Here is a 26676-nt window from a genome sequence, read left to right as displayed (position 1 = left end):
TCCTCTGCTATATTCACACAATAAAGCCACTAAAGCAGCTGCTGGAGCTAGCATTTAGACAGCTTTCCTCTTCTCCATTGCCATCTTGTCCGAATCATGGGCTCATTTAGACAGCTTTCCTCTTCCCCAACTTCACCTTGTCCGAATCAAGCGCTCATTTAGACAACTTTACTCTTCCCCAACTCCTTCTTGTCCGAATCAAGAAATGAAAAGCACTATTTATTAAAAGTCCTCCTCTCATGCTGCAAAAGCCATTCCTTTCTCCAGAGCCCTCCCGCATATCCTGTTAACTTTCCATTAGAGCCAATGATCCGATGGCAAGGGATCACGATGCTCAACTTATTTTTTCCATTGGCACTTCCCACTGCTCTGATAGCCTTATCGTTTCCCATTGAAATGGCGATGTCTTTATAAGATGCCGTACCACCAAACGGAACACCTTTCAAAGTTTCCCATACCTTCTGCTGGAATGGCGTTCCATCAACGATACAAGGAAAACTAAAGGTCTGCCGCTCCCCCCTGAAATATTCATCCAGCTCACTATATGCATCCTCTACCACTTTAGGCGTTTCAACCTTTTTCACATTTAAGGGACTGTCCCTTTCAGTAAACAAAATAGAAAGTATCCCTTCATTCGTGCCTACTATTTCGACCACTCCAATCGGAGATGGGTAATCCAATTTATACATATAAAGACCTCCATAAATAAAACACTGCGTAAGCTTCCCAGCCTGTCCAGCCCGCCGCCATTACTTTCAATTCATCCAAAGTGGGCTTTCGCTCAAGCCCTAATTGAATTCTTACTGCATTGTGAAGACCCACGTCTGTAATAGGAAACGCAGCACTTTGGTGAAGGCATTTCATCATCACATAATCCGCTGTCCAGGAACCGATTCCTCTTAATTTAGTCAAATAAGAATGGATTGGTTGATAGTCCTCCATCTTGAGTAAATTCTCTTTTGACAATTCCCCATTCGCCATGGCTCGAGAAACACCAATCACATATTCCGCCTTCCTGGCCGTGAATTGAAGTTCCTTTAATGTATCAACTACTATTTCTGCTATCCTATCAAAGGTAGGATACAACCAGTAGGTATCTCCTTCAAACGTCAGACTTTCGCCAAACCGTTCCACAAACCGTTTCCTTAAGGTGTAAGCAAAGGTCAGATTGATTTGCTGCCCCATGATCGCCCATGTCAGTGCTTCGAACAAATCTGGTATGCCAATCATCCGTAATCCTCTATATTTACTTACTACTCGCTGCAACATCTGATCATTTTGTGCCATTTCATAAAATCCTGCTAAATCCCGGTCCAAATCAAACCAATCCACTACATAATTTGCAGCTACTTTTTGTGCCATCGCCGTAGGTTCTCCTAGTGGAAATTCAACCTGCAGCGCGTCATTTTGGTAACCGATTTTCAATAAAAGGAGTTCTTGATTGAGCTTTAGCAATTTATATACATATCCATCTTTTATCTTGTGCAGTATTTCCTGTTCAGACCTGCCTAGAAAAACTAAGCATTCCTTAAAATGAAAGTCCTTCGGTGTAGGGATCTCAATGATTGACGGCCGTTCATCCACTTCCTCCTCGCCTACCCGATTACGATACTCACTTGGTGTACAATTTTTCATTCGTCTAAACACCCTATAAAAATTAGATGGACTTTGGAACCCCACTTCATAGCAAATATCAAGGTTCGTCAGGCCTGTGCTTTTAAGGAGGAAGGCTGCTTTATCTATTCTTATTTTTTCCAAGTAGGTTCGCGGTGTTTCCAGCGTTTCCTTCTTAAATAGCCTTTCCAAATAGTAGGGACTCACGCCGATATGAGAGGAAATGTCCTCCAAAGTGAGATTCACCTTATAATGCTCCGCAAGATAAACCATCACACTTCGTACTAGTGCTTCGTGTGGGGAGTGTTCCGCTTCTGGCTGGCATCTCTTGCATGCACGGTAGCCCTTCTTTTCCGCTTCACTCATCTCGGCATAAAATTCCACATTCCTTTTCTTCGGCTTTCTGGATCGGCAGGAAGGCCTGCAGTAAATCTTGGTTGTTTTCACTGCTGTATAAAAAAGCCCATCATATGACCGGTCACAGGCAATGATTTTTCCCCACATTTCATCGAACGAAAAATTAAGATTTGCCATCAGGGACATTCCCCTTCCTTTTTGATAGTTCCTTAACTGATTCCCATTTTACCAAGAAGTATGGTTTGCATTCATCCTCGTTCTTGCTCTTACTGTCTGCTTCCATTTTATCTTGCCAATAGAAAAAGCTGCTAGGATAGCAGCCTTTTCATGTACACTCTTTTTATCAAACGCAAGTAAACGATTGGATTTGGCGCAGGCTAATTCCGAAATACATCCATCTAAATCCAGTCCAACGATACCCTGAGACTGAGTTTCGGCCCACAAAGATTGGGAAAAACCAGAACTGCTCATTTCCTCTTAGCCATATATACGTAAATCTGAATAGACATCGTCTAATCCCGCCTGGGTCAACGGCAAATGCGGTTGCTTGTTGTTGGGGAACATAGGACGGCGGTGGTGAAGTTGGCGGTCCGGAGGTTGGGCCTCCTTGGCCTGGTTGCCCGGATGGTCCTTGACCAGGCGGTCCGAATGGCGGCTGAAACCCTCCCCCTTGTCCCGGTTGCCCGAACGGTGGTTGAAACCCTCCCCCTTGTCCCGGTTGCCCGAACGGTGGTTGGAATCCTCCCCCTTGACCAGGTGGTCCAAATGGTGGTTGGAATCCTCCAAATTGCCTTTCATCATGGGTAATATAATGATAATCTACATGTTGGACTGGGGTTGAATAAACATAAGCTTGCTGATTATAGGGATTAGGATACATACCATGCACTCCTTATTATTTCATTTCCCCTTATCCTATTCAGTGGTCATACGCCTAACAACTTGTTCTCTAAGAAAAGGGCATTTGCCTAAGTGGGGACAGTCCCCCGGCGCTTTAGCGCAACGGGGGACTGTCCCTAATTGTCAAATAGGCTTTCACCTACATATAAATGATTTAGGGGATCATAGGTCCACCATCTGCCATAACGCAATGGAGGTATAAATGTGGTTAATTTTTATTCATTTCATGGGACCGTCACCATGATTAGTGATTTTTTTACCGGGCAAAACGGCGAAGGAGAAGGTTGTTATCTATTAATGACTTTAGAAAATGAGGTAGGAAACATTGTAAATTTTGTCGTATCGCCTACAACATACTTTGTAGACCATGTGAGGATGGCTGTCGGAGATCGAGTCACTGGATATTATGATGGAAATGCACCTGTGCCGCTCATTTATCCTCCACAATATCGTGCACTTGTTATGGTAAAAGATAGCTCTTATCCTAATGTAAAAGTATCCTTTTTTGATAGTCAGCTAGTGAGTAGTGATGGGCAGCTACGATTAAATCTCTCTCCTTATACCCAAATGGTCTTAACCAACGGGCAACACTTTTCAAAAATTCCTGCGAACCGGAATCTCATTGTGATATATGGACCTGCGACGAAAAGTATCCCGGCCCAAACTACTCCTTACAGGATAATCGTTTTGTGTTAGAGGTACTTCTGAACAAAAATAGCAGCCCCACTCGGCTGCTATTTTTTGTGATGATCTATTTATTTTACTTCTTTGGCATTCTTGATAGTTTAATAAAAACTCCTAACCCCGCGAAGAAAAAGCCTAAACAAAACAAACTGGCCGGACTCCCCCAAACGATCTCACTCATACTATTTGCCCCCCCAATATTATTTTTCATTTAACTATTATTCCACAAATTGGGTATTATTCCCTTCTTATTTATAGACTACTAGCTGCTGTTGTTCTATACCAAGCATCATTGGCATTATTCTCACCACAAAAATAAACCAACTCTCATTTGAGTTGGTTATTTTTGTGGTAAACCTGGAGGATAGTAATAGGGTGGTACCTTTAGCCATCCTCTTTTACGCATAAGTGTTTTTAATGTTGTTCCAAAGGTTGCCCATTCTAAATAGTATTGCAACCATAAAATCCCGACATCATTTCGAACAGAGTCTGCTTGACCCTTTGAACATGCTTGTAAACATGTAACCAGTTTAAATGCGATACCATTTGCAAGTTCATTATCCGTTAATTTTACCCCTAAAGGTAGGTATATCATTTGGATTAGAGTTTGGTTTTGTTGATGATACATCCGGCAAAGGAATTCCTTCTTTTTTCATAAAATTACTTAATTTCTTTACTTGTGACTCACATAACTTAATCACATCTGTTAACATTTCTCTAAGTTCATCATCAATGGTCGTATTCAATCCCATTTCCTCATAACGTATGAACTCTTCCATCAACGTTAAATACGTCCAACAGTCTCCAGCCTCAATAATGTGTAACGGTGATTTAGGTTCATTTGTTATATCAACCGATATTTTCAGCATACTCCAAATCGCTTCAAAAGGATTGGACATTCACACACCTCCTATATCGTCATTATTCCAAACATACTAGGAAATAATGTATTAAGCTAATCCTTCACAATTCCTACTCTTAATTTAGTGACACCAAATTCCATATAGTCCTTTAAGCAACTAAACATATAGACCCATCCTTCTTTCTCATTTTGCAGTTAGGAGTGCAATTGGTGATATGCGTTAGTAACATCTTTGTCTTTAACATAAATTTCGTAATGTCTTTGTCTAATTCCTCCAAACATGGGAGTGTTCGTTTGATTAAATGAATTTTTTGTCTTGTAACGAATTCCGGCCTGCCTTAGTTTACTAATCGCTCGAAAATAACTTTCATCATTTAGTGCAATATATATTGATGTCCAATTTTTATAATAAAAATAATTAATCAATGCAAAGAACAATAAAATAGGTATAACTATCATTAAAAATGTCATAAGACCATTCATTATTTCAGCCTCCTATTTTAGCAATCTATATACATTATAACACCAAATTAGGTAATTTTTGTAAGAGGTTCAAAACGTAAAAAACGGGGACTTTCCCCACTTTTTATGCAGTCTCTTTTCTTCTTTTTCCATTTATGATTTTTATTCCTAACATTTAAATCTCCATATTGGTTGAGAAAAGTTCTACAAATAGAAAAAACGATGCTCCATTACAAAAGCATCGTCCCTTTTAGCCATTTATTTGTTTTGATTTCTGATCGATTCTCTATCAATCGACTGTGGCGGTTTTTCAAACCATCCATGATCAATTAAGAGGTTTGCACCTTCTTTCGCAAACGCCCCAACCTTAAGGATATACCCTTCATAGCTTAGGATTAAATCTTTTCGAAGAGATGAAGCAATAGCCAGTCCGAAATCGCCAAGACCAATCGCACTTTGAGCATTCGTATGAAATAACATTAATTTATCAGAAAATGGCGCCTCTGTACTGTTTGTAATCGTTGAATCCCATGTGGATGGATAGGAATTGTCATCTTCCTTTAGTTTAATCATGAAATCCTCCACCATCTTCTTCCCTAACTCGTACCCATCTTTAAAGTAGTCACTCATTTTCTTAGACTGTGCTACCTGGCTAAAACCTAAAAGTATGGTTTTTGCTACATTGGCTACCTCGATATTTACTCCTAAATGAGCAATTTCTATTCCAAGAAGCGGCCGGGAAGCACCTATTAATCCCCCAAGGAATTTTCTATCCGTCACATACTCTATTTTATCAGGATAAGAAATATAAGGGGATCGAATATAGACACCTTTTTCCTGCATAAGCTCTGTATTACGGTCATATAACGTTTCCGTTTGACTGTAAAACTGTTTGAACAAGGCACGGATATCCTTCCGTGAGGAAATCGACTTCGCTAAGCTGTATGAGTTCAATCCGGTTCTCCCCATATGTTGCAAATAACGCATGTAGGTAACATCGGAAAAAAGCTTCTTTGCCTGCATGTTCACATCTTGTTCTCCAAATCCACTAGGCAGAGGAATCCCTTCCTTTGTAAATAGATCGGAAACTTGAGTTATATGGTCGTAGGAATAGCTAAGGGCAAGTTTAATAATTGGTTCAATGTCTTGATCTTCACAGGTTTGTAAAAAGTGCTTCAGCACACAAATTGACATCGAGTCACCAATATATGTACTCCACAGCATCGACAATTCAGCAGACGTTAACTTGGGCATATGTTCGACCATTCAATATCATCCTCAATACCGATTTTCTATATTTTATATATTTCCTCAAATAATGAGGTTGATGCAGGAAAGAGAAAATATCATTCATACAATAGAAATAGCCGCTATCATTAAACCACTTTCCATTTATTTCTTGTATAATAGATATACGACTTTGTTTTAGGGGATGTTTGTGTGGAGAAAAAGGTAACCAAGGGCGGCAAGAAAACCACTTGGGGAGTAATAGGTACCATAGGCGCTCTATTATTGGGCAAATTTAAATATCTTTTAGTTATATTTAAGATCCTTAAACTACAAACACTTGTAAGCATGTTTATTTATCTCGGAACCTACGCACTTATTTTTGGATGGAAGTTTGCAGTAGCCCTCGTCTATCTATTGTTTGTTCACGAAATAGGCCACCTGTATGCGGCAAAGCGGATTAAACTGCCCGTTAGCCCCGCATTATTTATCCCGTTTGTCGGTGCGGTCATCGGCCTGAAGGAAATGCCTAAGAATGCAAAAGATGAAGGATTTATTGCCTACATGGGACCTTTATTTGGACTATTATCCTTTTTACCTGCCATTCCATTGTATATTTTTACACATGAACCATTTTGGGCTCTTCTAATTATTTTAGGCGGGATGGTAAATTTATTTAACTTAATCCCGATTACCCCCTTGGATGGTGGAAGGATTGCAGCAGGAATCAGTACGAAGCTATGGGGATTAGGCATTATCCTATTACTCACTTATTCAGTCATGAATCTAAGCTTTATAGGGTTCTTAATCGTCATTTTGGGTTCAACCGAATGGTACAAATTATATAAAAAACAAAAGAATCTACATGCACATAAATTAGAAATACAAGAACTGGACGACGCAATAGAAAAATTAAAGCAGGAATCACATCACCTGGATTCGGTCCAAGAGACAGTTAAAAAGGTTAGATGGAGCATTAAAAACCTTGAAATTACAGAAGTACTCAGCACATTAAATGTGGAAATTGAAAAAATGAAAAGGGAGCTCTATCTTCAACAATTAACGGGTACCTATTCTTCGAGTGAGGAAGTCGGGGCTGACAATCAACAAGTGATTGAGGGGTTGATTGTCCGTTTAGAAGAAAAATTAGCCGAGTATAAAAAAGAGGTAAAGACTACCGAAACCTATTATAAAACCGATAAGAAAACGAAAGCGAAATTATTTCTCATCTATATAGGTCTCGTCCTTGCCTTGTCTCTAAGTTATTATTATGGCAATGAAATCCTCATGAATCATCCCGAGATTCAAAAGGCGATGAATCGATAAAAATATCAGCCAGGAAAAAGGTACACACTGGGTACCTTTTTCCTGGCTACGTTCGTTCCTCAACTCTTTTTTATTTTTTCAATTAAATACTGTACTCCATATAATAAATACGATTTATAGTGGATGTAGATGAAAAATTGAAAACGACTTAAGCGATTTAGACGGATGATTTTATACTTTTTTAGAACATCCATAAAGACAAAAGCAAAGAGTCCATCAGAGATCAAATTAAGGAACACAAACTTTTTAAAGTTACCAAACGAAATTTTAAGCAACCACATGGAAAGAGGCATATAAGGGCCCACACTAAAGGGAAGTTCATCTTTAATAAAAGATTTTGGCTTATCGTAAAACTTCCACCATCTCTTTTTGTGTCCATACAAGTGGTTGATAATCTCAAAAATAACAATAAAAATGCCCGCAAAAGAAAAGCGTCTGAGACTACGTTTTCCTATAAATAACAACGATAACCATGGAACCAATATTATTAGTAGATTAAATTTTGAGTGCCTCTTTGACTTCATAACTGATATCACCTCAACCTCTTTTTCACTCTTCTTTTAAAATAACCAAATTCATGAAAAAAAACCGCCAAAAAATGGCGGTTTTAGTGTTACTTTAATATTTAAACTAAGTTCACCTTCAAGTATGACAAACATAAAATCAGAAAATGATTTGACGGTCTGAGGTGGAAGATATGGCAATTATTATTAATATTGATGTGATGTTAGCAAAACGAAAAATGAGCGTAACGGAGCTTTCGGAGAGGGTTGGAATTACTATGGCGAATCTTTCCATTCTGAAAAATGAAAAAGCAAAAGCGGTTCGTTTTTCAACATTAGAAGCGATATGTAAGACTTTGGATTGTCAGCCAGGTGATATTTTGGAGTACAAAAGCGACGAAGACACTCAATAAAAACAGACAACAAATTTATGTATCGGGAGTCGTTAGAGAATTTAAAGGATAGCCATTAAGCTATCCCTTCTTTGCGTTTATTGATGTTATTTACTCAGAGACTAGTAAATTGTATCAAGAGCTGATTAAACTTGTCACGTTCTTCCCAGAAAGGACCATGACCGCTATATTGAAACGGGACAAGCTGTGAGTTTCTTATTTTTCGCTGAAGTTCCTGTGCCTGCTGAAAGGGAATCACTTTGTCATGAATGCCATGAACAATTAACGTGGGTGCCTCTATTTTTGGAAGATCGGCATGCACCGTCTCATCTCTTAGTAAAACAATCACTGAAGCAGTCGACCACCCTGCTGCCTGTAATCCCAATTGGAAAAACCAATCCGAGAATTGGGGCGTAATATACTGAAAGAAAAAGCCATCTGTCACTTCCTGCATCATCTTCGGGCGATCATTTAACGTATCCTTCAGAAATTTATTCGCCGTTTCTGTTGTAAATCCTGTGGGAGCTGCCGCATCAACAAGAACTAGTTTGGACACACCAAAACCGTTGTATCGAGACATATATCGAATCGCTATCGATCCCCCTGTAGAATGACCCACGAGCGTCACATTCTCTAATTGAAGGGCACCCATAACCACACGAATATCATCTGCCAGTCGGTCATACGTGTATCCACTCACTGGCTTATCCGAATTTCCAAAGCCCCTCCAGTCGATGCCAATACAGCGGTACCCCCTTGCAGGGAGAACATTAAACTGATATTCAAACTGTTTATGGCTCAAAGGCCAACCATGGATAAACACGATCGTCTTGCTACCGCTCGGATTGATATCTTCCACATATAAATTTACACCCTGCTCTACCGGAACAAAATATCCCATGCTTTTTCCCCCGTTCATATGGTAATTAAGCATAAGATATTCCATTTGCTTCACATAGGTGAGTGTCTATACTATAAATTTTCAGTTGTATTTCCATGCTCTGTTAGTTTGCCGATTCCCGGTTTAAGCCCTTTCAGGCCGGCAATGATGAATCCTGCTCCTGTAAAAATAGAGCCAACCAATTCGATTATCAGACTGCCAGTCGGTACCATGCTGGCCACCGCAAAAATAAGTGTACCACCTACTAAAAAATAGCCAGCGATTTTCGGAAGCACCTTACCACGAATTATGGATATCCCTAACAATATAATTCCTAAGACAAACAGCAATGGGCCAAAATCAGCCATAGGCTTGATTACTGGTGCGGTCAACACAGCTCCCGCCTTCTCCCCTGCTGCCTGAGCAATTTCTACAAAAATAACTGCCGTGACAAGCGTGTTACCGATGATGCCGAATAGCAGAGCTAAAAATCCGTCCGTCTCGTTCTGATCGCCTTGAAAGACAAACAAGCCAACAAACGCAAATACTAGAAGCAGATGAGCAAAGAACACAAACGTACTTCCTAACACGGATTCTCCAGATAAGAGATTTGTTAGATGTCCGAGCATCAGCAAAATTCCCGAAGCGATGGAAGTATAGCATCCTAACAATATTAATTTTCTTTGCATTGGTAGTCCCTCCTAATTAGGTGGTAAAAAATAGAATGATAGAGCTGAAATTGCCTACCCTTCCTTACGACGAAATTTTAACCGCCAGTTAAATTTTATTTCTATTCCTACTATAAAGTGGTAAAATGGTCTTTGTAAAGAAATTTTTACCATTTATTTAATTACTTGGAAATTGGGTGATTTTTTGAAGCGGGAGAAGAACAAAGAATATACCCGGAACAAATTAATAGAGGTTGCGATGGAGCTTTTTCAAAAAAAGGAGTACCAGAAAACGACGATTGAAGAGATCGCAAAGCTAGCAGGTATAAGTAAGCCCACCTTTTTTGCCTATTTTGATTCGAAAGAACAGCTATTATATGCATTTGATCTTAAACAGATTCATACATTTGAACTATACATGAAGGAGCAATTAAGCCCTCAGGGAGATTTACTCCTAGAGCTGAGGGAAGCAATCGTCCAAATGGCTATAAATCTACATACAACCCACTTACTTACACAAAATATGATGCATTTGGTGACGATTAATGAAAATTATAAGAGATTGCTAGAGGATACCTTCTCTATTTTTCGAAAGGTAATAAAAGAAGTGGTTGAATACGGCCAACAACATGACATCATCGTAATGGAAGTGGGGGCCGAGGACGTAGCGAAGGACCTGTCAACGATTTACCTAGGCACGCTGGTTAACTGGGTTATCACCTCTGGGCAAGGGTCATTAGGCAATCAAATGAGGAGTACCCTCGATCATTCTTTACAAAGAATCAGTATGAAGTGGAGGAACGTTAATGAAGCAAGTCATTGAAAAAAAGCTCGGCAAGACCGTAGATTCTGATGCTAAGGTTGATCATGCCTATTTGCTCGTTCACTCGGATTCTCTTAATCTCCATTTGAATTTAGCACGCGGAAAAACGGGTGACGTGCCTGCCAATCCTGAGCAGCCCTTTCATACGGCAAGCATTGGCAAGACGTTTACCGCAGTCTTAGTTGCGATGCTCGTAGAAAAGGGTGAAATTAGCTATGAGGATCGGGTTGCGAAATTTTTGCCGGCGGAATTGGTCCAAGGCTTGCACATTTATAAAGGCACTGATTACTCGCAGGATCTTCGGATCAATCATTTGGTTAGCAATACCTCTGGTTTGCCGGATTATTATGAGTTGAAGCCGAAAACGGGTCCTTCGTTTCAGGAATTGTTGTTTCAGGAACCGTCCCGCTTTTGGACTCCGGAGGAAACAATCGAATGGACGAAGCAGCATTTGACACCGAAGTTTGCACCGGGTAAGGGCTGCCACTATTCGAATACCGGCTTTAATCTGTTAGGGCTGATTATTGAAAAAGTAACCGGAAAGCCGTACCACGAAGTCTTGCATGAATACATATTTGAGCCGCTTGGGATGAAGCATTCGTATTTATGCCATTACTCGGAACCAGCGATGATGAGCGAATATCCTGTTGCCACTATTTTTATGAAGGATAAGAAGGTGGATGTAACAGAGCATAAGAGCTTTAGCAGTATTTATGCGGGTGGGCAAACGGTGAGCACATCTGAGGATTTGTTCCTTTTTATGAAGGCTTTGGAGGGTGGTCAGCTAATTAGCAGAGAGTCATTGGAGACGATGCAACAGTGGACGAAAATGTGGATCGGCGTCGATTATGGATTCGGGTTGATGCGAGTGCGGATGCAGCCTTTTACACAGAAGTATCATGTTTGGGGTCATTTAGGTTCGACGGGTTCGTTTATGCTGTATAGCCCTGGATTTGATGTGTATATCATTGGCAACTTTAATCGTACCGGATATGTGGGAAAAAGCATTCGATTTGTTTATTCGGTTTTGCGTAACATTGCGAAAGCTACAAAGAAGTAGGCTCCAAACCTTGAGTCGATACTCCTATAAAAAACCAAATTCCATACTGTTTGGTCTTTCTTGGAATAGCTAAAAAAAGAGCCCATAGGCTCCCTGATATTTATAAACTCTGCTCTTCTTGCTGTTTTACTTTTAATCTTTGTTCTAAAACAGAAATCATATGGAGGAAATGATCCGCTTCCCTTACTACATGATCTGCTAACAATGGATCGATAACACTTCGTATTTGGCATGTTTTTATTAAATCTAACCCCGCTTGTTTAAAATTCCGCAGTTCATGTGTTGCACTTTCGCTATCCTTATTAAGCTTTCCGATTATCGGATAAGTTGGACTCTTCTTATATAGCATTGATTCAACATCTCTAGCTTGATTAAGGAGAACTTCAAAATCGTCACCGAATTTACTTGCGGTTTTTACTAAATTTCGTTCTGACTGGTCCAATAGTGAAGCGATAAAACGTGAATGTTCCATCATAATTTTAAGCCAAAATACATTCTCTTTGATAATGGCATCCTGAATGGGGTCCAAAATTCCCTCATTAAACTTTTTTAACGTCCTCATAAAATACTCAGCTTCTCGGGCAATATGATCGACCAACAGAGGGAAATTAAACCCCTTTACTTTACAATTAATAATAAGTATAAGGAGATTACGTTTGAAATTTCTTAATCCTAATACCAATTGAATAGAGTCCTCATTTAATTTTCTCACTGCGGTTACATTGTTGGGAGTTTGGTACGCTCTCTTTTCCTGTTCCTGAAAATAATAATAAAAACGATCGGTTTGTTGAATAAGATGTTTGTCATGATGGTCGAATCCTTCACTTAAAAAATACGAATGCTCTTTCATAATCCTTAACCAAAATTTATTTTCAGTTAATGATCTTTCAATAAAGAGCTGCTCCGTCAATGATTCAGGTGGTGCGGCAAATGATTCAGGAGAAACGAGCATTTGATTATTACTGTCATATATACCGGCAAATCCCTGATTGACCATCTTTTCGCCTCCTATAATAACCTTCCATTCATATTTATTTGTAAGCTATTTCATATATGTCATGGGACTAGTCTATAGAAGTACAAAAGAGCTTGGGAATCCCCCAAAGCCCTTTTGTTGTATGTGATTTCATGTAGTCATTATTTAAAAATCAAAGTTGTCTGGGTTTGGACCGACACGTTGGTCTTGGTTAAGACTGTCGATGGCCTCCATGTCCTCAACGGTAAGTTCGAAATCGAATACTTGTGAGTTTTCGATGATTCGGTGTTCTTTTGTTGATTTTGGAATCGTCACGACGCCGTATTGCAAATCCCAGCGGAGGATGACTTGAGCCACAGATTTGTTGTATTTTTGTGCAATTCCTTGAAGTACTTCGTTGTCGAGCAATTGGCCCTGCATTAATGGTGACCATGCTTCAAGCTGGATGCCATGCTCTAGGCAGAATGCACGTATTTCTTTTTGAGCTAAACGAGGGTGGTATTCTACTTGGTTCACCATTGGCTTGATTTCTGCGTCCTTCATGATGTCTTCTAGGTGGTGCACATGGAAATTACTTACGCCGATTGCCTTTACACGGCCTTCTTTATAAAGGGTCTCTAACGCTCTCCATGCTTCCTTATATTTACCAGCTACTGGCCAGTGGATTAGGTAAAGGTCTAGATAGTCCAATCCTAGCTTCTTTAGGCTTGTTTCGTAAGCGGCAATCGTTGATTCGTAGCCAAGGTCAGCGTTCCATACCTTGGAAGTCACGAATAGCTCTTCACGGGCAATTCCTGATTCACGGATGGCTTGTCCTACGCCCTCTTCGTTTTGGTAGATCGCCGCGGTATCAATGCTGCGGTACCCGTTTCTAATTGCTGCTTTCACAGACTCCACTACCTCAGATCCCTCTTCTACTTTAAACACACCAAGCCCAAACCAAGGCATCTTCACGCCATTACTTAACGTTGTAGTATCCTGTAAATTCTTAACCATAGTAAAAAACCTCCTCTAGTTATAAATGAAGTATAGTTAGTATTTTGCGTCCACTCTAGGAGGACAAATGTCTTTGAATGGTGTCAGGCACCGCGATGTCCACTGTAAAAACACAGATGTCCACGATTGGTGCCTGACACCCTAACCTCTTGCATTTTACCTTTAGCAGGCCTCTTTTGCAAAGTGATTAGCTTTTTGGTCTTTGCGTTCTAGGGCACGGCTCCAGCCGGTTAGGATGACGGCGCCGAGGACCATTAGGGCTCCAATCCAGGTGGTGTGGATGAGGCCGATGGAGTCGGTGATGACTCCACCCAGGTAGGAACCGATGGCGATGCCTGCGTTGAAGGCAGCGATGTTGATGGCTGACGCTACGTCGACCGCGCTTGGTACGAATCGTTCAGCTAGCATGACGACGTACACTTGTAGTCCCGGTACGTTCATGAAGGCCAGCAGTCCCATAAAAATAATCGTGATGAGACCAGCCACTTTAAACGGTGCGGTGAACATTAATACAAAGAGTACTACCGCTTGGACGATGAACATGTAGAATAATGATCCAATCGGGTTGCGGTTTGAAAGCTTTCCACCGACCATGTTACCGATGGCAATGGCCACACCGTAGGCTAGTAGGATGATGGCTACTGTGCCTTCTTTAAAACCTGTTATATCCTGTAGTAATGGTGCTAAATAGGTGAAGACAACAAATGTCCCGCCATACCCCAGGGCTGTGATAATAAATACTAATAAAAGACGTCCATTGGTCAGGAGCTTGAACTGGTCTCCGAAGCTTGTTTGAGTTCCTTTTTTCAAAAAGGAAGGAACGAGAACCATGTTAGCGAAGAGGCCAATGATGCCGATGGCTACAATTAGGATAAAGGCCATTCTCCAGCCAAATTGTTGGCCGATGAAGGTTCCAAACGGTACGCCGGTTACGGTGGCGACGGTGAGGCCTGAGAACATGATACTGATGGCGCTCGCGCGGCGGTTGGCAGGCACGAGGTCAGCCGCAATGGTGCTGCCGATCGACATGAAGACGCCGTGTGATAATGCTGCGATGATGCGGGCGGCGAGTAACACGCTTATGGTGGTCGCGCTCGCGGCGATGCTGTTGCCGATGATGAAAATAATCATGATCCAGAGCAGTAAGGTTTTGCGTGACATACTGGATGTTAGGGATGTCAGGACTGGTGCTCCGAATGTGACGCCGAGTGCATATAACGAGACTGTTAGGCCTGCTGTTGTTACAGGTATGTGTAGATCCTTTGCAATCAGCGGCAGTAGACCGACGCTGATAAATTCGGTGGTTCCGATGGCGAATGCACTGACTGCTAAGGCTAGCAGTGCGAGTGTGCTTTGTTTTTTATTTAAAGACATGATGTTTCCTCCTCATTTTGTATGGTTGTATGTGAATTGTAAAAAAGTGTATGATTATTTTCGACCGGCAAGTGTTATTATGGATGATAGAATATTTATTGAGAAGTACGCACTTTAAAGTGATATAGGTACCTGTTAGTTCTATAGGTACTTTTTAGTGCCTATGATAGAGGAGGAAGTATGACGATGGAAAAAAAGAAATATAATATATCGGTTGAAGCGACGCTGGAAGTGATCGGCGGGAAATGGAAGAGTGTGATTCTTTGTCATTTGACGCACGGGAAAAAGCGGACAAGCGATTTGAAGCGGCTGATGCCAAATATTACGCAGAAGATGCTAACCCAGCAGTTGCGTGAGTTAGAGGCGGATGGCATTATTAATCGAATTGTTTATAATCAAGTGCCGCCGAAGGTTGAGTACGAGCTGAGTGAATATGGCTGGTCGCTGCAAGGGATCCTCGATTCGCTTTGTGCCTGGGGCGAGAAGCATATTACCAAGGTATATGGCGATAAGTTCTCAGTGTTGGAGGAGAACGTATTGAATGAGCCGTTGAAGGAGTAGGCTTTGGGGACAGTCCCCCACTGCTTTAAAGCGATGGGGGACTGTCCCCGTTTTTTACATAGTGATAAACTGTTCAAATCCTTCTGCATGCATAGTTGGGGTAAACTCGATGATTTCGTAGGTGGCTATATTTTTGCTATAGAATGGGTCTTCTTGGATGATGGTTTCAACTTCTTCTCGGTTTTCCGCATTACTAAGGATGACTCCGCCTACTCTTGGATTTTGTCTACCTGAACAAATAAACTTTTGTAAGGAATAATATTTATTTAGGTAGGTTCTATGTGCTTCTAATTCTTTTTCTACTTCCTCAAGCGGCTTAATGTAGTTTAATAGTATGACAAACATGAATATCCTCCTTAAAATCTTATTTTTAAAAATTTTCCTTGATATCATATTTCCATTCCATCCAGTCAATCTCCTCTTACTATGGAAAAAAACGATATTATTCCGCTTTTTGTCCCCTAAAAGAGAGCTTATTTTATCAATTTTTACTTCTCCGGATGAGCTGAAGGACATTTTCACCTACTTTTCACATCGTTTTGTCCTTCATTCTCCACTATGAAGGACATTTTTTCCTGCCTTTCACATCATTTTGTCCTTCATCTCCTTTATGAAGGACATTTCTTCCTACCTCTCACACCTTTTTGTTCTTCATCCCCTTTATGAAGGACATTTCTTCCTACCTCTCACACCTTTTTGTCCTTCATCCCCTTCATGAAGGACATTTCTTCCGCCTCCAACGTACGTGGAATTTCCTATTTTTATCTTCATACCTTTCCTAAAACAACCAAACCTGTTATTTTTTACTATAGACGTATGATAAAATCCTAAAGATACTTTTTCCAACGGATGATATTTTCTGATAAAGTTTACGTCTATTTTTAACAGCAGATGTGTCTTTAAAAAGGGGGAGAAATTATGACTTACATACCTGTCCTATCTATTAACGTGCGGACACCGCAGGATTTCACATATGGAGAGAAAACATTGCTTTCCGCCATCGATAAAAAGCCGGTTCTTGGAAAAGTGTTTCTATCGACACTAAATTTCGAAGGAGACCAGCAGGCTGATTTGAATTTTCACGGTGGGCCTGATAAAGCGGTTTGCGTCTATTCCCATGACCATTATTCCTTTTGGGAAAGTGTGCTTAATACGAAGCTTGAGGTCGGAGCCTTTGGCGAAAATCTGACGGTAAAAGGAATCACAGAGGAAGATATTTTTATCGGAGATGTGTTCGAACTTGGGGAAGCCGTTGTCCAGGTGACACAGCCACGGCAGCCTTGTTTTAAATTGGCGACCAAGCTGAATCAGCCAAAATTGCCTCTGATGGTGCAGCATACCGGCTATACCGGGTTCTATTTCCGTGTCTTACAAGAAGGCTATGTTTCCAACTGGGATTCTTTGAAACTAGTGAAACGAATTCCGGAAAGTGTGAGTATTTCTTACGCAAACAAACTGAAATATAAAGACAAGAAGAATCTCGACGGGATGAAGAAGATGCTGAGTCTCGCGGAGCTTTCAAAGGATTGGACGGAGACCTTTGCCAACCGTTTGAAGGAGCTAGAAACCTAGGTTAGGAGAAAACAATATGAATATCTTAAAGTTTCACCGAAATATCAAAATACGACTGTTCGAGTCCTTTTTAAGCTCAACCATCGGCGGAATGATTTTCCCATTTATGGCGATTTATTTATCTCATCATTTCGGCGCAAAAACGGCGGGCTTATTGCTGCTCGTTAATGTGTTCATCGGCATTGTTATTAACTTTTTCGGCGGTTATTTTTCTGACCAGTTTGGCCGGAAAAAGGTGATTGTGTTTGCCGAAACATTAAGGTTCTTTGCCTTTTTTACCATGATGTTAAGTAATTCCCCGTGGTTCTTCTCGCCATTGCTGACGTTTTTCACAATGACGGCGAATAGTATTTGCTGGGGACTGGCGGGGCCGGCCACTCAGGCGATGCTGATTGATGTGAGTAAGCCTGAGGAACGGAAAGCGATGTATTCGATTATGTATTGGGCCAATAACCTGTCGATTGCGCTCGGCGGTATCATCGGCGGATTTTTATTTAAAAATTACTTATTTGAATTGTTACTAGCATTGTCTGCGGCAGCTTTACTGACTTGGGTACTCATCACCTTTTTTATCGAAGAAAGCTACGCCACTGAAAAAATGGTTGGTAAGGCAGTCAGGGAGCATGCGCGCGGAATGTTGAACGGCTACAAGGAGGTTTTTCTCGATCGGGTGTTTATCCTATTTGTCTTAGCCAACTTGCTCGTTTTGTCGATGGAATTCCAGCTGACCAACTATATCGGGATTCGTCTGGCGAATGAGATGAGCGAACAGCATCTTTTCGGCTGGACCTTTGGTGGAATTGAAATGCTTGGTTTCCTGCGCACGGAAAATACAATTCTTGTCGTGTTGATGGCTTTGGTTGCTACCAAAATTGTAGAGCGCTTTAAGGATCGACATACCGTGATTGTTAGCTGTATTGTGTTTGTCGCGGGGTATGCGGTGATTGCGTTTTCCAATAATATTTGGCTGTTGTTCTTTGCGATGCTGGCAGCAACGGTGGCCGAAGTCCTCCGAGTGCCTGTGGAGCAAAACTACATGGCGGTGCTGCCGCCGGAGCACGCGCGTAGCTCTTATATGGCGGTGTCTGGATTAACGTTTAATCTCGCGATGCTCATTTGTTCCATCACCGTAACGTTGAGTTCGTTCTTATCCAGCATGGCAACCACGATTTTTATCACCAGCATGGGCGTCATCGGAATTTTGTTATTTTACCGGGTCTTGCCTGCTTTGGATCAACGGGTTCACGGGGATGAGGCAGAAGTATCCTTGAAGTCAGCGAGCCATAATTAAGAAATGGGAGGAAGCTTTAAGGTGAGTTACGCAGAAAATTGCCCGTTCTGTTCCCCACATCAAGATAAGGAACAGCATATTATATTTGAAAATGAGACGTGTTACTTTTTGCAGCATAATCGTGAGCAGGATGTGTTGGAAGGCTCTGGTGTGATTGTCCCGAAAAAGCACCTTGCAAATGCGTTCGAGCTGACACCAGAAGAGTGGAACGATACGTATGAGCTTTTACAAAAAGCGAAGGACTATCTCGATGAAACTTACGCACCAGATGGCTATACTCTTGGATGGAATGTCGGTGAGGCTTCCAATCAAACAATTTTGCATAGCCATTTACATGTTATTCCGAGGTACAATGATGAACCATTAGCAGGTAAAGGCCTTCGTTATTGGTTGAAGCAGCCGGAGAATATGCGGGAGAAACTGAAAAAAGCATAAGAAACACACAAGCGCCTTGATCAGCCCCGACAGGCAAATGTTCTTCGGCAAGAAAGGTCCGCCTTTTGATATTTCTGGCCGAAGGTTATTTGACCCGAGGGGCTAGGCGCTGGAGCCCTCGGGTCAAATAGCCTTCTCCTATTTACCGTTCACTCACTTTTTCCCTTACCTCGGGCATTAGAACACTCTCCTATTTACCGTTCACTCACTTTTTCTCTTACCTCGGGCATTAGAGCCTTCTTCTATTTACCGGGCGGACTTCTTTCCATTGGATTGGGGCATAAAAAACCACAGTATCAAAGACTGTGGTTGTGACAAATTTTATACTTTTAAAAAATAGAGCTTGGAGGCGGACTCCAAGCTCTTTCCTGTTCTATTGTAAAATAACAACTTTTACGGTTCTTCTTCCCCATTGTAGCGCCTGTGCTTTCGTTGGCAAGAGGATATCAATTTTGTGACCCTTGATAGCACCGCCCGTGTCACCAGCGATTGCTACACCGTATCCTTCTACCCACACTTTACTTCCAAGTGGAATGACGGATGGGTCGACAGCAATTAATTTCATATTCGGGTTAGCCCTGATATTATAACCTAAAGCCGTAATCGATCCAGAATCATACGGAGTATAAGCCGTTGCTGTTACATACATCTCTTTGCCGCTGATAGCTACACCAGTATCATTGCTTGGTATAGAAGAAGTTGCTGAAACAGGACGAACTTTTGCCGCTGCCTGCTCTTGGCTGATTTTTGCCTGAATGGTTTTCATTTGTGACTCAATGCCAGATTTCTGCTGCTCGGCAAGCGCCATTTGTTGCACGATGCTATTATATTTTTCTTGCATGACTGTTAAAGTTTCTTGTCTCTTTTGCAGGTTTTGATCAAGCTCTGCCTGCTGCACGGCAAGAGTTTGTCTTTCTTTTTCGAGTGACTGCTCCTGCTTGTCGATTTCTTCTTTGTCCTTCTCAATCTGTTGAAGGTCCTCTTTTTGGGCCGTCAAGATGTCTTTATCTGCATCGATCAGGGTGGACGCAGCGCTCGCACGCTGAATGAAATCCGAGATACTGTTAGATTCGAAGAATAGGTTAATCATCAGGTTGATATTATTATTTTGCTGCATTGCAACAGCTCGCTGCTTCATAATATCTTTACGGGCAAGGATTTTATCCTCCAACTGGACGATTTCCTCTTTCTTCTCTTCGATTAATTGATTAATCTCATCCATTTTTTTCTGTGTTTTGGCCATCGCATCTTTGTTGGCCGTAATGGTGTTGTATAAAGACTCTAACTCATGTTGAATATTTTCTATTTCTTTATTCACGGCTTGTTTTTCTTGCTCTTTTTGCTCTACTAATCTAGTTTTTTCATCTAGCGCTTGTTTTGCATTATGTAGGGCATCACTATTGGTTTGTGCATATGTAATCATATTCCCTGATACACATAACATCATTGTAAGTAACATGAGAATTATACGCTTAGTTGTCTTTTGCATACGCTTCCCCCTCCTTATTAACCTATTTATAACAGATTAATGTACCAGTTATGTTACAAAAATATTAAATGTGTATCACATTTTGTCTTAATTGCAAGGAAAGTGTCAATTCTGTGTCATAACAGCACCAGCATTTTACAGCATTGATGAATGGTGTCAGAGAATGGTGTCAGGCACCACTCGTGGACAGTGTCCATATGGAAAGGACACTTTACTTGCATTTCAATTATTAGACCTCTAGTTTCTTTCCTACCGCGAGGACGCGGTTCTTGTTCTTTTTTCTTTTTTTGCTTTTACGGTATGGGATGGTACATAGGAAGGTAACTTTATTTCCTTTTTTGAAGGCAAAGTTATTGATGATGTCAAATACCTCTTCTTCCGTAAGCTGTTTGCTTTTACTTCCTTGTGTAATCATTAATGAGTCTCTGTCACAGGTGAGTTGGATATCGGAATCAGAGATTTGAAACGAATTGGCTTTGTAATCTAGTAGAATGTGTTGATAGGAAACGCATGATGTTTGATGGGATGACTGAGTTGATAGGACGATGGCATCAGAAAAACTAGGCTTGCTTTTAATCCAGCATTCTTGGTTACTTACTTGTTCTCCGATAAATATTAAGGCAACCTTTTCATTCAATCAAATACCTCCAATTTTAACAATATATGACATCGATATTTACTATTCGACAATAATTTTATTTTTTCCTGCAAAGGAATACCTAGTTTTTTGGTATTTCGTAATATTTATTAGCGACATAAACACAAGTTTTAAAATTTGACAGGCATTTGTGTGAGCTTTTTTCTCCGACACGGGGAAAAAGGGGCTAAAACATCAAAGAAGCCGCTGACATGTGTTCAGCGGCTTCCTATCAAAAAAACAGGGGGGTTTTACAACTAGTCTACCCCGCTGGCTGAAATTTATACCTAAAAAATATCCGTCGGTGCCTGACACCGTTATTTTTTTCTACAAAAAAAATTCCCGGCCATGATTAGCCGGAAAAAACGGGGATTCATACGGAGAGGTCTTTGATTCTTTTTTAACAACTGGTACCGGTTGCGGGGAAATCTTCAAAAACTCGCCGAAAAGCTACTCGTTGGGGTATGTCTTGGGTGAAAATGTTCGAATTATATCAATGTAGGATCAAAGGTGAAAGGATATTTTTTCAGAAGAATGCTGTGGGGTTCTGGTGTACATTGAGATAGGAGTTCTGTCCCTTTGCTCAAACTGCTGTTCCCTGATGAGCCATTCCAACTGGCTGACCCGTTTTTCCAGGCTGTCAATTTTTTGATTGGATTTACCAACCATCTTTATCAATGTTTCTAGTAACTGTTCTAAATTCCTCGCTGCTTCACTGCTATACTCCAACGGTCGTTTCCTCCCTTTTTTGTTCTGTCACCACGTCGTGAGGTTTGGCACTTAGGAAACGGATTGTTTCCACCACCACCTCTGTAACGTACACTCTTTTTCCCTCTTTATTTTCGTAATTTCGGGTTTGCAATCTGCCAGTGATTCCTACCACAGAGCCCTTCCGGCAGTATTGGCACGTGTTTTCAGCGGCTTTCCGCCAAAGTGCGCATTGCACGAAATCGGCCTCAATCTCCCCGTTTTGGTTCCGAAAATGTCGGCTGACTGCCAGCGTGACATGTGCGACTGAAATTCCTTCTGGCGTCTTCTTTAATTCTGGATCCTTCGTCAGTCGGCCAACAAGCGTGACCTGATTAATCATGGTTTCAACTCCTTTTTATTTGATGTTTCCATCATAGACCCCTGAGGTGTCCCTTGTAAAACGACTTTAAATGACTTATCCGGTACTTTTCGTGCGGATAAGTGTGCTATCCCCGAGCTTTTGGTCAAAAAGTGGCTTTACATTTCACCGAAATATGATTTTTACATAACTCGACAAATATTTTTCGACATTTGCTTCTGCTCGACATATGTTATAATTTAGAAAAAAGTAACTGGAGGTTGCGATGAAATCTTTTAAGTTATACTCATTGGACGTTATGGATGGTGAAACTTCGGTTGAAGTTCCGTTAGAAGACGGCTTGATTCTTAATAAGGAAGATGAGCGCTCCACCTGGCTGCTTGAGGCGTATACAGATTTGTCCCTCTATGATTTTTTTAAAACGATTCACGATCAAAGCCGCGATTTAATCGTTGAAGCTGTGATTACGAAGAAAGAGAACACGCCTGCTTATTTTCAGACGAAGATTGTTTCTTTGAAACAATTTGAAAAGCACATCAGCGTGTTGTTCGAAGGTCATCTCCGCCGTAATAAAAGTGATTACTCAGAGTTGCTTCTCGATAGCCTGATGCAAAAAGGGCTGGAGGGCCCTGCTCTTCTTAATGAATTTAAGGAGAAAATGAAGAGTAAACCGAAGATTAAAGTAAAAAACCCTTAATTGTTACATTTGATTCTGACCTTGACCAGTCTTCGGACTGGTTTTTTATGTTATTTACAGTGATGAATTCACATTTTTGTTGATTTTTTCCGTTTCCCTAGAGATACTAAAAATGTACGTTGAAAAATTTATTTTTAGGGGGGAAGTTATGTCAGGAATCGTTAGTTTTATTGTTGAAATTATTATTGCTATTTACTTATATGTGGACGCGCCGAAACATAATAAGAGTCCATGGCTGTGGGCTATTTTAGGCTTTTTCTTCGGGCCATTTGCCTTAGGAATCTACTTTATTAAAACTGGCCGCAAAGTCGTTGGCTGGATTATGGTTATCATCGTCGGACTCCTTTACCTGGCCTTCATCGTCTTAGTCGTTCTTGCTGCCGTACTATTTGCGAATGGCTTTGCGACTTGATAGTGATGTCTCGCTAATGGTGTCAGGCACCACCCGTGGACACTTTCCACCTGGAATGGACACTACAATTTCTCAATGGTGTCAGGCACCAAATATTTTGAAGAAGGACAGGCTCGATTGCCTGTCCTTTTTGTTTTACTCGTCTTTGTTATCTCTGTCGTTAACGTCGATGTCATCCTCGATTATGTCTTCTTGCGGTGTATTGTTGTCTTTCGATGGGTCCTTATCTGCTGGCGTGTTCTTATCCTCTGATTCTGGATAATGATTTCTGTCGATAATGTTGTCATCGATGACATCGTTATTATCGTTAGGCGTTAAATCATTATCCATACGGTTATCTGTCGGTGTATTGATATTATTATTTGTCGGCGACGGTGGATTTTGATCATCATTGTCATTATTACATCCCACTAACAACACAGCCGATAAGACAGAACCCGCAAGCATCATAAATAACTTTTTCTTCAAGCGTAAAAGCCCCTTTCACCATGTTCGATTGACCTAGACTTACCATGGTCTTTTTTTATCATTCCCATTGGTAAAAAAATGATGGCTTGAAGTTATTTACAGTAAAGCTTGTAAAAATTGTCTGTTGATTTCCGCTCAAATCAACGGAGTGTCAAAAACAAATTTAAGACTTTGACACTAAAAAGCCAGGCGTTTGGCCTTGATCAAGTATCTTTTTTCAAATTATGTGTTGATCAACTCTTGAAGTACCTTTAAAACTTCCTTTTTTATATGACTTCCTTTCTTACTTGTCACTTTCAGTGATTTACTCGTCAAATGTGTGCATTTACTCGTCTATTTTCCTATTTTACTCGTCAATAACTCCATTTTACTCGCCAACCACTAATCTACACCCACTCCTCCATAAATAAACACCACAGTTATCAAGGACTGTGGTGGGATTCTTTCCTTTAAAAAAAACGACCAAAAGCCCAAGGCTTCCAGTCGTCTTAATCCAATCCCTATTCCTTTTTCTCACCCAATGCAAACGTAATTTCTGCTTCGCATGCCACTTCGCCGTCAACCGTTGCAACGGCCTTCCCTTTTCCGATCGGTCCGCGCAGGCGGATAATTTCTACCTCAAGACGAAGCTGGTCACCAGGCTTTACTTGCTTTTTAAATCGGCAGCCGTCAATTCCAGCAAAAAATGCTAAGCGGCCACGGTTCTCTTCTTTTTTCAACATAGCCACTGCGCCAACCTGCGCCAGTGCTTCAACAATCAGTACCCCAGGCATCACAGGATAATCAGGAAAATGCCCATTAAAAAACTCTTCATTGGCTGTAACATTCTTAATCCCAACCGCTCTTACGCCCTCTTCTACTTCCAAAATACGATCGACCAGCAAAAATGGGTAGCGGTGCGGGATAATTTCTTTAATTTGTTCGATATCAAGCATAAATTAGTACCTCCTACTAGTAACAAGTATTATTCTCTCTATTTTACTCGAAAAGATACACAAAAGGGAAGGGCTTTCGTTCCCTTCCCAGTCAATTTATTCTTTATCCACCAAATCTTGAATATGCGTCCAGGTCGATTGTTTAAAAACATCCGCCACTTTTCCACCGCCAAGAATCCCGTAGCCAACTGTTGCTCCCGCCATCAAGCTGACAAACGTAAACACAACTAAAAGAACCAGACGAAGCCAGATGGGAATCAGACGAATGCGGATTCGTTTGGAGGTGTGTGGTGCGGCCTCCACCTTTTCATTTGTACGATCCACCTTCGCGCGATCATTTTTCACCAAAGCCTTGGCATCTTTGGCTTTTTGCTTTTCAGCCTTTATCTTTTGCTGCTCTTCATATTTAGCTCGTTTAAATTCTTCCCTCGTCTTGGCTTGATTGTTTACAGACATTCACTAATTCCCCTTTAACCGGACTGCCCCATGGGCCCAGTGAGTTATACATATTATAACCAACTTTTTTAAAATCGGTAACTTGAATTCTTTTATAAAAATTGCTTTCGCAAACTGTTGAAAAATTTTCATTACTTCTATTATAAAAAAATATTCCCCATTGCACATTAATTTTTTGCGAAAAAAGTCAATTGATGTAAAAAAAACACAAATGCGCCTATTAAATAGGAATCAAGCCAAATAAAAAAGCCCAATGACTGAGGCTTGTCCTGCCTGCTTCATTAGACTTTTCATGTATGGTTCGGGACTATTACACCATTGGTTAGATGTCATACCACCTCGAACTCAATAAAAGATGCTTATTTTTCAAAAAAGTTATTACCCTAACTTACGGTTAGGAATGCGGTCAATGTTATCAAGCATGATACCCGTTCCGATAGCAACACAGTCCATTGGATTTTCAGCTACAAGAACTGGAACCTTCAATTCGTCAGCAAGCAGCATGTCGATTCCGTGCAGCAATGCGCCACCGCCAGTTAAAATCACGCCACGGTCAATGATGTCCGCTGACAATTCTGGTGGAGTGCGCTCAAGAACACTTTTCGCCGCCTGAACAATCACAGCCACAGATTCACGAAGGGCACCCTCGATTTCTTCCGAACGAACAGTGATTGTGCGCGGTAACCCGCTCACCATGTCACGGCCGCGAATTTCCATTTCCTCTGAGCGAGAACCTGGGAATACGGTACCGATGTTGATTTTAATATTTTCAGCCGTACGCTCACCAATCAAGAGCTTGTACTCACGCTTGATGTAGTTGAGGATTTCCATGTCAAACTTATCGCCGGCCATTTTAATGGAGGAAGAAGTAACGATATCGCCCATAGAAAGAACTGCAACATCCGTCGTTCCTCCCCCGATGTCCACTACCATGTTACCGCTTGGTTGGAAAATATCCATTCCAGCGCCGATTGCTGCTACCTTTGGCTCTTCTTCAAGATAAATCTTTTTCCCACCGCTCTTTTCAGCTGCTTCTTTAATCGCCTTTTGTTCGACACTTGTGATGTTCGTTGGGCAGCAGATCAAAATGCGCGGCTTCGATAAAAAGCCCTTTACGTTTAACTTATTAATAAAATGTTTTAGCATTGCTTCTGTTACATCAAAGTCAGCGATAACGCCATCTTTCAACGGACGAATCGCGACAATGTTTCCTGGTGTACGGCCGACCATGCGGCGAGCTTCCTCACCAACAGCAAGCACTTTATTTGTATTTTTATCAATTGCTACGACAGATGGCTCATTCAATACAATTCCACGGCCTTTTACGTGAATTAGCACGTTAGCCGTTCCTAAGTCAATCCCAATATCCCTTGCAAACATTCTCTTTTCTTTCCTCCTCAAAGCGGAATTCCACATGCATTTCCTAATTTTCTATTGTATCATAATCCTTAAAATTTCCATAACGTTTTAAAAAAATTACGTGGAATTTTGAAGAATTTTGTCGGAAATATTTTGTTGACGGAGGATTCCAAGAGAACGCCTTTAAGGTT

32 protein-coding genes and 2 pseudogenes are annotated in these 26676 nt (G+C 41.1%); 11 read left to right on the top strand and 23 right to left on the bottom strand.

Annotated elements, in window-relative coordinates:
* Window positions 1-215: 215 nt before the first annotated feature.
* The 5 genes and pseudogenes from QFZ87_RS03610 to QFZ87_RS03590 all read right to left on the bottom strand — a co-directional run bounded on the left by QFZ87_RS03610 (window position 216) and on the right by QFZ87_RS03590 (window position 2851).
* Window positions 216-689, bottom strand: coding sequence for a methylated-DNA--[protein]-cysteine S-methyltransferase (locus QFZ87_RS03610; protein ID WP_309857864.1), 474 nt, complete (start codon window positions 687-689; stop codon window positions 216-218).
* Window positions 682-1428: pseudogene (locus QFZ87_RS03605) on the bottom strand (DNA-3-methyladenine glycosylase family protein); the annotation flags it as partial. The gene QFZ87_RS03610 and the pseudogene QFZ87_RS03605, both read right to left, overlap by 8 nt.
* A 174-nt stretch (window positions 1429-1602) precedes the next feature.
* A pseudogene (locus QFZ87_RS03600) lies at window positions 1603-2148 on the bottom strand (bifunctional transcriptional activator/DNA repair enzyme AdaA); the annotation flags it as partial.
* Window positions 2149-2196: 48 nt separating this feature from the next.
* The gene (locus tag QFZ87_RS03595) at window positions 2197-2415 is read right to left on the bottom strand and encodes a hypothetical protein (RefSeq protein ID WP_309868113.1); all 219 of its coding nucleotides are present in this window, start codon (window positions 2413-2415) and stop codon (window positions 2197-2199) included.
* Entirely contained in the window at window positions 2315-2851 is a 537-nt protein-coding gene (locus QFZ87_RS03590) for a hypothetical protein (protein WP_309857861.1), read from the bottom strand. Before QFZ87_RS03590 ends, QFZ87_RS03595 begins: the two co-directional genes overlap by 101 nt.
* 224 nt (window positions 2852-3075) lie before the next feature.
* Here QFZ87_RS03590 and QFZ87_RS03585 point away from each other — a divergent pair, with 224 nt between their 5' ends.
* The gene (locus tag QFZ87_RS03585) at window positions 3076-3567 is read left to right on the top strand and encodes a hypothetical protein (RefSeq protein WP_309857858.1); all 492 of its coding nucleotides are present in this window, start codon (window positions 3076-3078) and stop codon (window positions 3565-3567) included.
* 328 nt (window positions 3568-3895) lie between these two features.
* On the opposite strand, the gene QFZ87_RS03580 is transcribed toward QFZ87_RS03585, so the two are convergent.
* The 4 genes from QFZ87_RS03580 to QFZ87_RS03565 all read right to left on the bottom strand — a co-directional run bounded on the left by QFZ87_RS03580 (window position 3896) and on the right by QFZ87_RS03565 (window position 6145).
* Complete coding sequence (locus tag QFZ87_RS03580) at window positions 3896-4150, bottom strand: DUF3231 family protein (protein ID WP_309857856.1); 255 nt, start codon at window positions 4148-4150, stop codon at window positions 3896-3898.
* The gene (locus tag QFZ87_RS03575; RefSeq protein ID WP_309857853.1) at window positions 4113-4454 is read right to left on the bottom strand and encodes a DUF3231 family protein; all 342 of its coding nucleotides are present in this window, start codon (window positions 4452-4454) and stop codon (window positions 4113-4115) included. The genes QFZ87_RS03580 and QFZ87_RS03575 overlap by 38 nt, the downstream gene beginning before the upstream one ends.
* A gap of 158 nt (window positions 4455-4612) precedes the next feature.
* Window positions 4613-4900: a hypothetical protein gene (locus tag QFZ87_RS03570; protein WP_309857850.1), complete on the bottom strand. Its 288-nt coding sequence runs from the start codon at window positions 4898-4900 to the stop codon at window positions 4613-4615.
* Window positions 4901-5137: 237 nt separating this feature from the next.
* On the bottom strand, window positions 5138-6145 hold the full coding sequence (locus QFZ87_RS03565) for a DUF3231 family protein (protein ID WP_309857848.1): 1008 nt from the start codon (window positions 6143-6145) through the stop codon (window positions 5138-5140).
* A 174-nt stretch (window positions 6146-6319) separates the two neighbouring features.
* On the opposite strand from QFZ87_RS03565, the gene QFZ87_RS03560 reads away from it, so the two are divergent.
* Window positions 6320-7432, top strand: a complete 1113-nt coding sequence (locus tag QFZ87_RS03560; RefSeq protein WP_309857844.1) for a site-2 protease family protein — start codon at window positions 6320-6322, stop codon at window positions 7430-7432.
* A gap of 697 nt (window positions 7433-8129) precedes the next feature.
* Entirely contained in the window at window positions 8130-8348 is a 219-nt protein-coding gene (locus tag QFZ87_RS03555) for a helix-turn-helix domain-containing protein (protein ID WP_015593634.1), read from the top strand.
* Between the two features lie 94 nt (window positions 8349-8442).
* Here the strand turns inward: QFZ87_RS03555 and QFZ87_RS03550 are convergent, their stop codons facing one another.
* A complete protein-coding gene (locus QFZ87_RS03550) occupies window positions 8443-9228 on the bottom strand; it encodes an alpha/beta fold hydrolase (protein WP_309857832.1) in 786 nt (261 codons plus the stop codon).
* Between the two features lie 71 nt (window positions 9229-9299).
* Entirely contained in the window at window positions 9300-9896 is a 597-nt protein-coding gene (locus QFZ87_RS03545) for a hypothetical protein (RefSeq protein ID WP_309857830.1), read from the bottom strand.
* Between the two features lie 172 nt (window positions 9897-10068).
* On the opposite strand from QFZ87_RS03545, the gene QFZ87_RS03540 reads away from it, so the two are divergent.
* Both QFZ87_RS03540 and QFZ87_RS03535 read left to right on the top strand, forming a co-directional pair.
* On the top strand, window positions 10069-10698 hold the full coding sequence (locus QFZ87_RS03540; protein WP_309857827.1) for a TetR/AcrR family transcriptional regulator: 630 nt from the start codon (window positions 10069-10071) through the stop codon (window positions 10696-10698).
* On the top strand, window positions 10682-11758 hold the full coding sequence (locus tag QFZ87_RS03535; protein WP_309857823.1) for a serine hydrolase domain-containing protein: 1077 nt from the start codon (window positions 10682-10684) through the stop codon (window positions 11756-11758). The genes QFZ87_RS03540 and QFZ87_RS03535 overlap by 17 nt, the downstream gene beginning before the upstream one ends.
* Window positions 11759-11858: 100 nt before the next feature.
* Here the strand turns inward: QFZ87_RS03535 and QFZ87_RS03530 are convergent, their stop codons facing one another.
* The 3 genes from QFZ87_RS03530 to QFZ87_RS03520 all read right to left on the bottom strand — a co-directional run bounded on the left by QFZ87_RS03530 (window position 11859) and on the right by QFZ87_RS03520 (window position 15104).
* Window positions 11859-12755 (bottom strand): DUF2935 domain-containing protein, encoded by an 897-nt coding sequence (locus tag QFZ87_RS03530; RefSeq protein WP_309857820.1) that lies wholly within the window; start codon window positions 12753-12755, stop codon window positions 11859-11861.
* A gap of 144 nt (window positions 12756-12899) precedes the next feature.
* Window positions 12900-13730, bottom strand: a complete 831-nt coding sequence (locus QFZ87_RS03525; protein WP_309857817.1) for an aldo/keto reductase — start codon at window positions 13728-13730, stop codon at window positions 12900-12902.
* Window positions 13731-13892: 162 nt separating this feature from the next.
* A complete protein-coding gene (locus tag QFZ87_RS03520; protein ID WP_309857815.1) occupies window positions 13893-15104 on the bottom strand; it encodes an MFS transporter in 1212 nt (403 codons plus the stop codon).
* A gap of 186 nt (window positions 15105-15290) precedes the next feature.
* Between QFZ87_RS03520 and QFZ87_RS03515 the strand changes: the two genes are divergently transcribed.
* Window positions 15291-15665, top strand: coding sequence for a winged helix-turn-helix transcriptional regulator (locus tag QFZ87_RS03515; protein WP_309857812.1), 375 nt, complete (start codon window positions 15291-15293; stop codon window positions 15663-15665).
* 54 nt (window positions 15666-15719) lie between these two features.
* Here QFZ87_RS03515 and QFZ87_RS03510 read toward each other — a convergent pair whose 3' ends face one another.
* Window positions 15720-16010 carry a YciI family protein gene (locus tag QFZ87_RS03510; RefSeq protein ID WP_309857809.1) on the bottom strand — a complete coding sequence of 97 codons (291 nt, stop codon included), beginning with the start codon at window positions 16008-16010 and terminating at the stop codon, window positions 15720-15722.
* Between the two features lie 573 nt (window positions 16011-16583).
* Here QFZ87_RS03510 and QFZ87_RS03505 point away from each other — a divergent pair.
* From QFZ87_RS03505 to QFZ87_RS03495, 3 genes are read left to right on the top strand one after another with little or no spacing between them, the layout of a single operon-like run.
* Entirely contained in the window at window positions 16584-17237 is a 654-nt protein-coding gene (locus QFZ87_RS03505) for an MOSC domain-containing protein (protein WP_309857807.1), read from the top strand.
* Window positions 17238-17253: 16 nt separating this feature from the next.
* Window positions 17254-18528 (top strand): MDR family MFS transporter, encoded by a 1275-nt coding sequence (locus QFZ87_RS03500; protein ID WP_309857804.1) that lies wholly within the window; start codon window positions 17254-17256, stop codon window positions 18526-18528.
* A gap of 21 nt (window positions 18529-18549) precedes the next feature.
* On the top strand, window positions 18550-18963 hold the full coding sequence (locus QFZ87_RS03495; protein ID WP_309857801.1) for an HIT family protein: 414 nt from the start codon (window positions 18550-18552) through the stop codon (window positions 18961-18963).
* A 373-nt stretch (window positions 18964-19336) separates the two neighbouring features.
* Here QFZ87_RS03495 and QFZ87_RS03490 read toward each other — a convergent pair whose 3' ends face one another.
* The 4 genes from QFZ87_RS03490 to ssb all read right to left on the bottom strand — a co-directional run bounded on the left by QFZ87_RS03490 (window position 19337) and on the right by ssb (window position 22179).
* The gene (locus QFZ87_RS03490) at window positions 19337-20452 is read right to left on the bottom strand and encodes a 3D domain-containing protein (protein ID WP_309857799.1); all 1116 of its coding nucleotides are present in this window, start codon (window positions 20450-20452) and stop codon (window positions 19337-19339) included.
* A gap of 229 nt (window positions 20453-20681) precedes the next feature.
* Window positions 20682-21089, bottom strand: a complete 408-nt coding sequence (locus QFZ87_RS03485; RefSeq protein WP_309857796.1) for a hypothetical protein — start codon at window positions 21087-21089, stop codon at window positions 20682-20684.
* Between the two features lie 504 nt (window positions 21090-21593).
* Complete coding sequence (locus QFZ87_RS03480) at window positions 21594-21818, bottom strand: hypothetical protein (RefSeq protein ID WP_309857795.1); 225 nt, start codon at window positions 21816-21818, stop codon at window positions 21594-21596.
* Entirely contained in the window at window positions 21808-22179 is a 372-nt protein-coding gene (gene ssb, locus QFZ87_RS03475; RefSeq protein ID WP_309857792.1) for a single-stranded DNA-binding protein, read from the bottom strand. The genes QFZ87_RS03480 and ssb overlap by 11 nt, the downstream gene beginning before the upstream one ends.
* Window positions 22180-22423: 244 nt before the next feature.
* Here ssb and QFZ87_RS03470 point away from each other — a divergent pair, with 244 nt between their 5' ends.
* Together QFZ87_RS03470 and QFZ87_RS03465 are read left to right on the top strand one after the other, a co-directional pair.
* Window positions 22424-22855 (top strand): YwpF-like family protein, encoded by a 432-nt coding sequence (locus QFZ87_RS03470; RefSeq protein WP_309857789.1) that lies wholly within the window; start codon window positions 22424-22426, stop codon window positions 22853-22855.
* Between the two features lie 148 nt (window positions 22856-23003).
* Window positions 23004-23267 (top strand): hypothetical protein, encoded by a 264-nt coding sequence (locus tag QFZ87_RS03465; RefSeq protein ID WP_309857786.1) that lies wholly within the window; start codon window positions 23004-23006, stop codon window positions 23265-23267.
* Between the two features lie 135 nt (window positions 23268-23402).
* On the opposite strand, the gene QFZ87_RS03460 is transcribed toward QFZ87_RS03465, so the two are convergent.
* The 4 genes from QFZ87_RS03460 to mreB all read right to left on the bottom strand — a co-directional run bounded on the left by QFZ87_RS03460 (window position 23403) and on the right by mreB (window position 26506).
* Entirely contained in the window at window positions 23403-23735 is a 333-nt protein-coding gene (locus QFZ87_RS03460; protein ID WP_309857782.1) for a hypothetical protein, read from the bottom strand.
* A 500-nt stretch (window positions 23736-24235) separates the two neighbouring features.
* A complete protein-coding gene (fabZ, locus tag QFZ87_RS03455; RefSeq protein WP_309857779.1) occupies window positions 24236-24670 on the bottom strand; it encodes a 3-hydroxyacyl-ACP dehydratase FabZ in 435 nt (144 codons plus the stop codon).
* Window positions 24671-24766: 96 nt separating this feature from the next.
* Window positions 24767-25126: a DNA-directed RNA polymerase subunit beta gene (locus QFZ87_RS03450; protein WP_309857776.1), complete on the bottom strand. Its 360-nt coding sequence runs from the start codon at window positions 25124-25126 to the stop codon at window positions 24767-24769.
* 378 nt (window positions 25127-25504) lie between these two features.
* Window positions 25505-26506, bottom strand: a complete 1002-nt coding sequence (gene mreB / locus QFZ87_RS03445) for a rod shape-determining protein (RefSeq protein WP_309857771.1) — start codon at window positions 26504-26506, stop codon at window positions 25505-25507.
* Window positions 26507-26676 lie beyond the last annotated feature (170 nt).

Origin of the sequence: Bacillus sp. SLBN-46, assembly GCF_031453555.1 — a bacterium.
Classification (GTDB): Bacteria; Bacillota; Bacilli; order Bacillales; family Cytobacillaceae; genus Neobacillus.
Note: the sequence above shows the minus strand (reverse complement) of the source record. Positions and strands in the feature narration are given on the sequence as shown.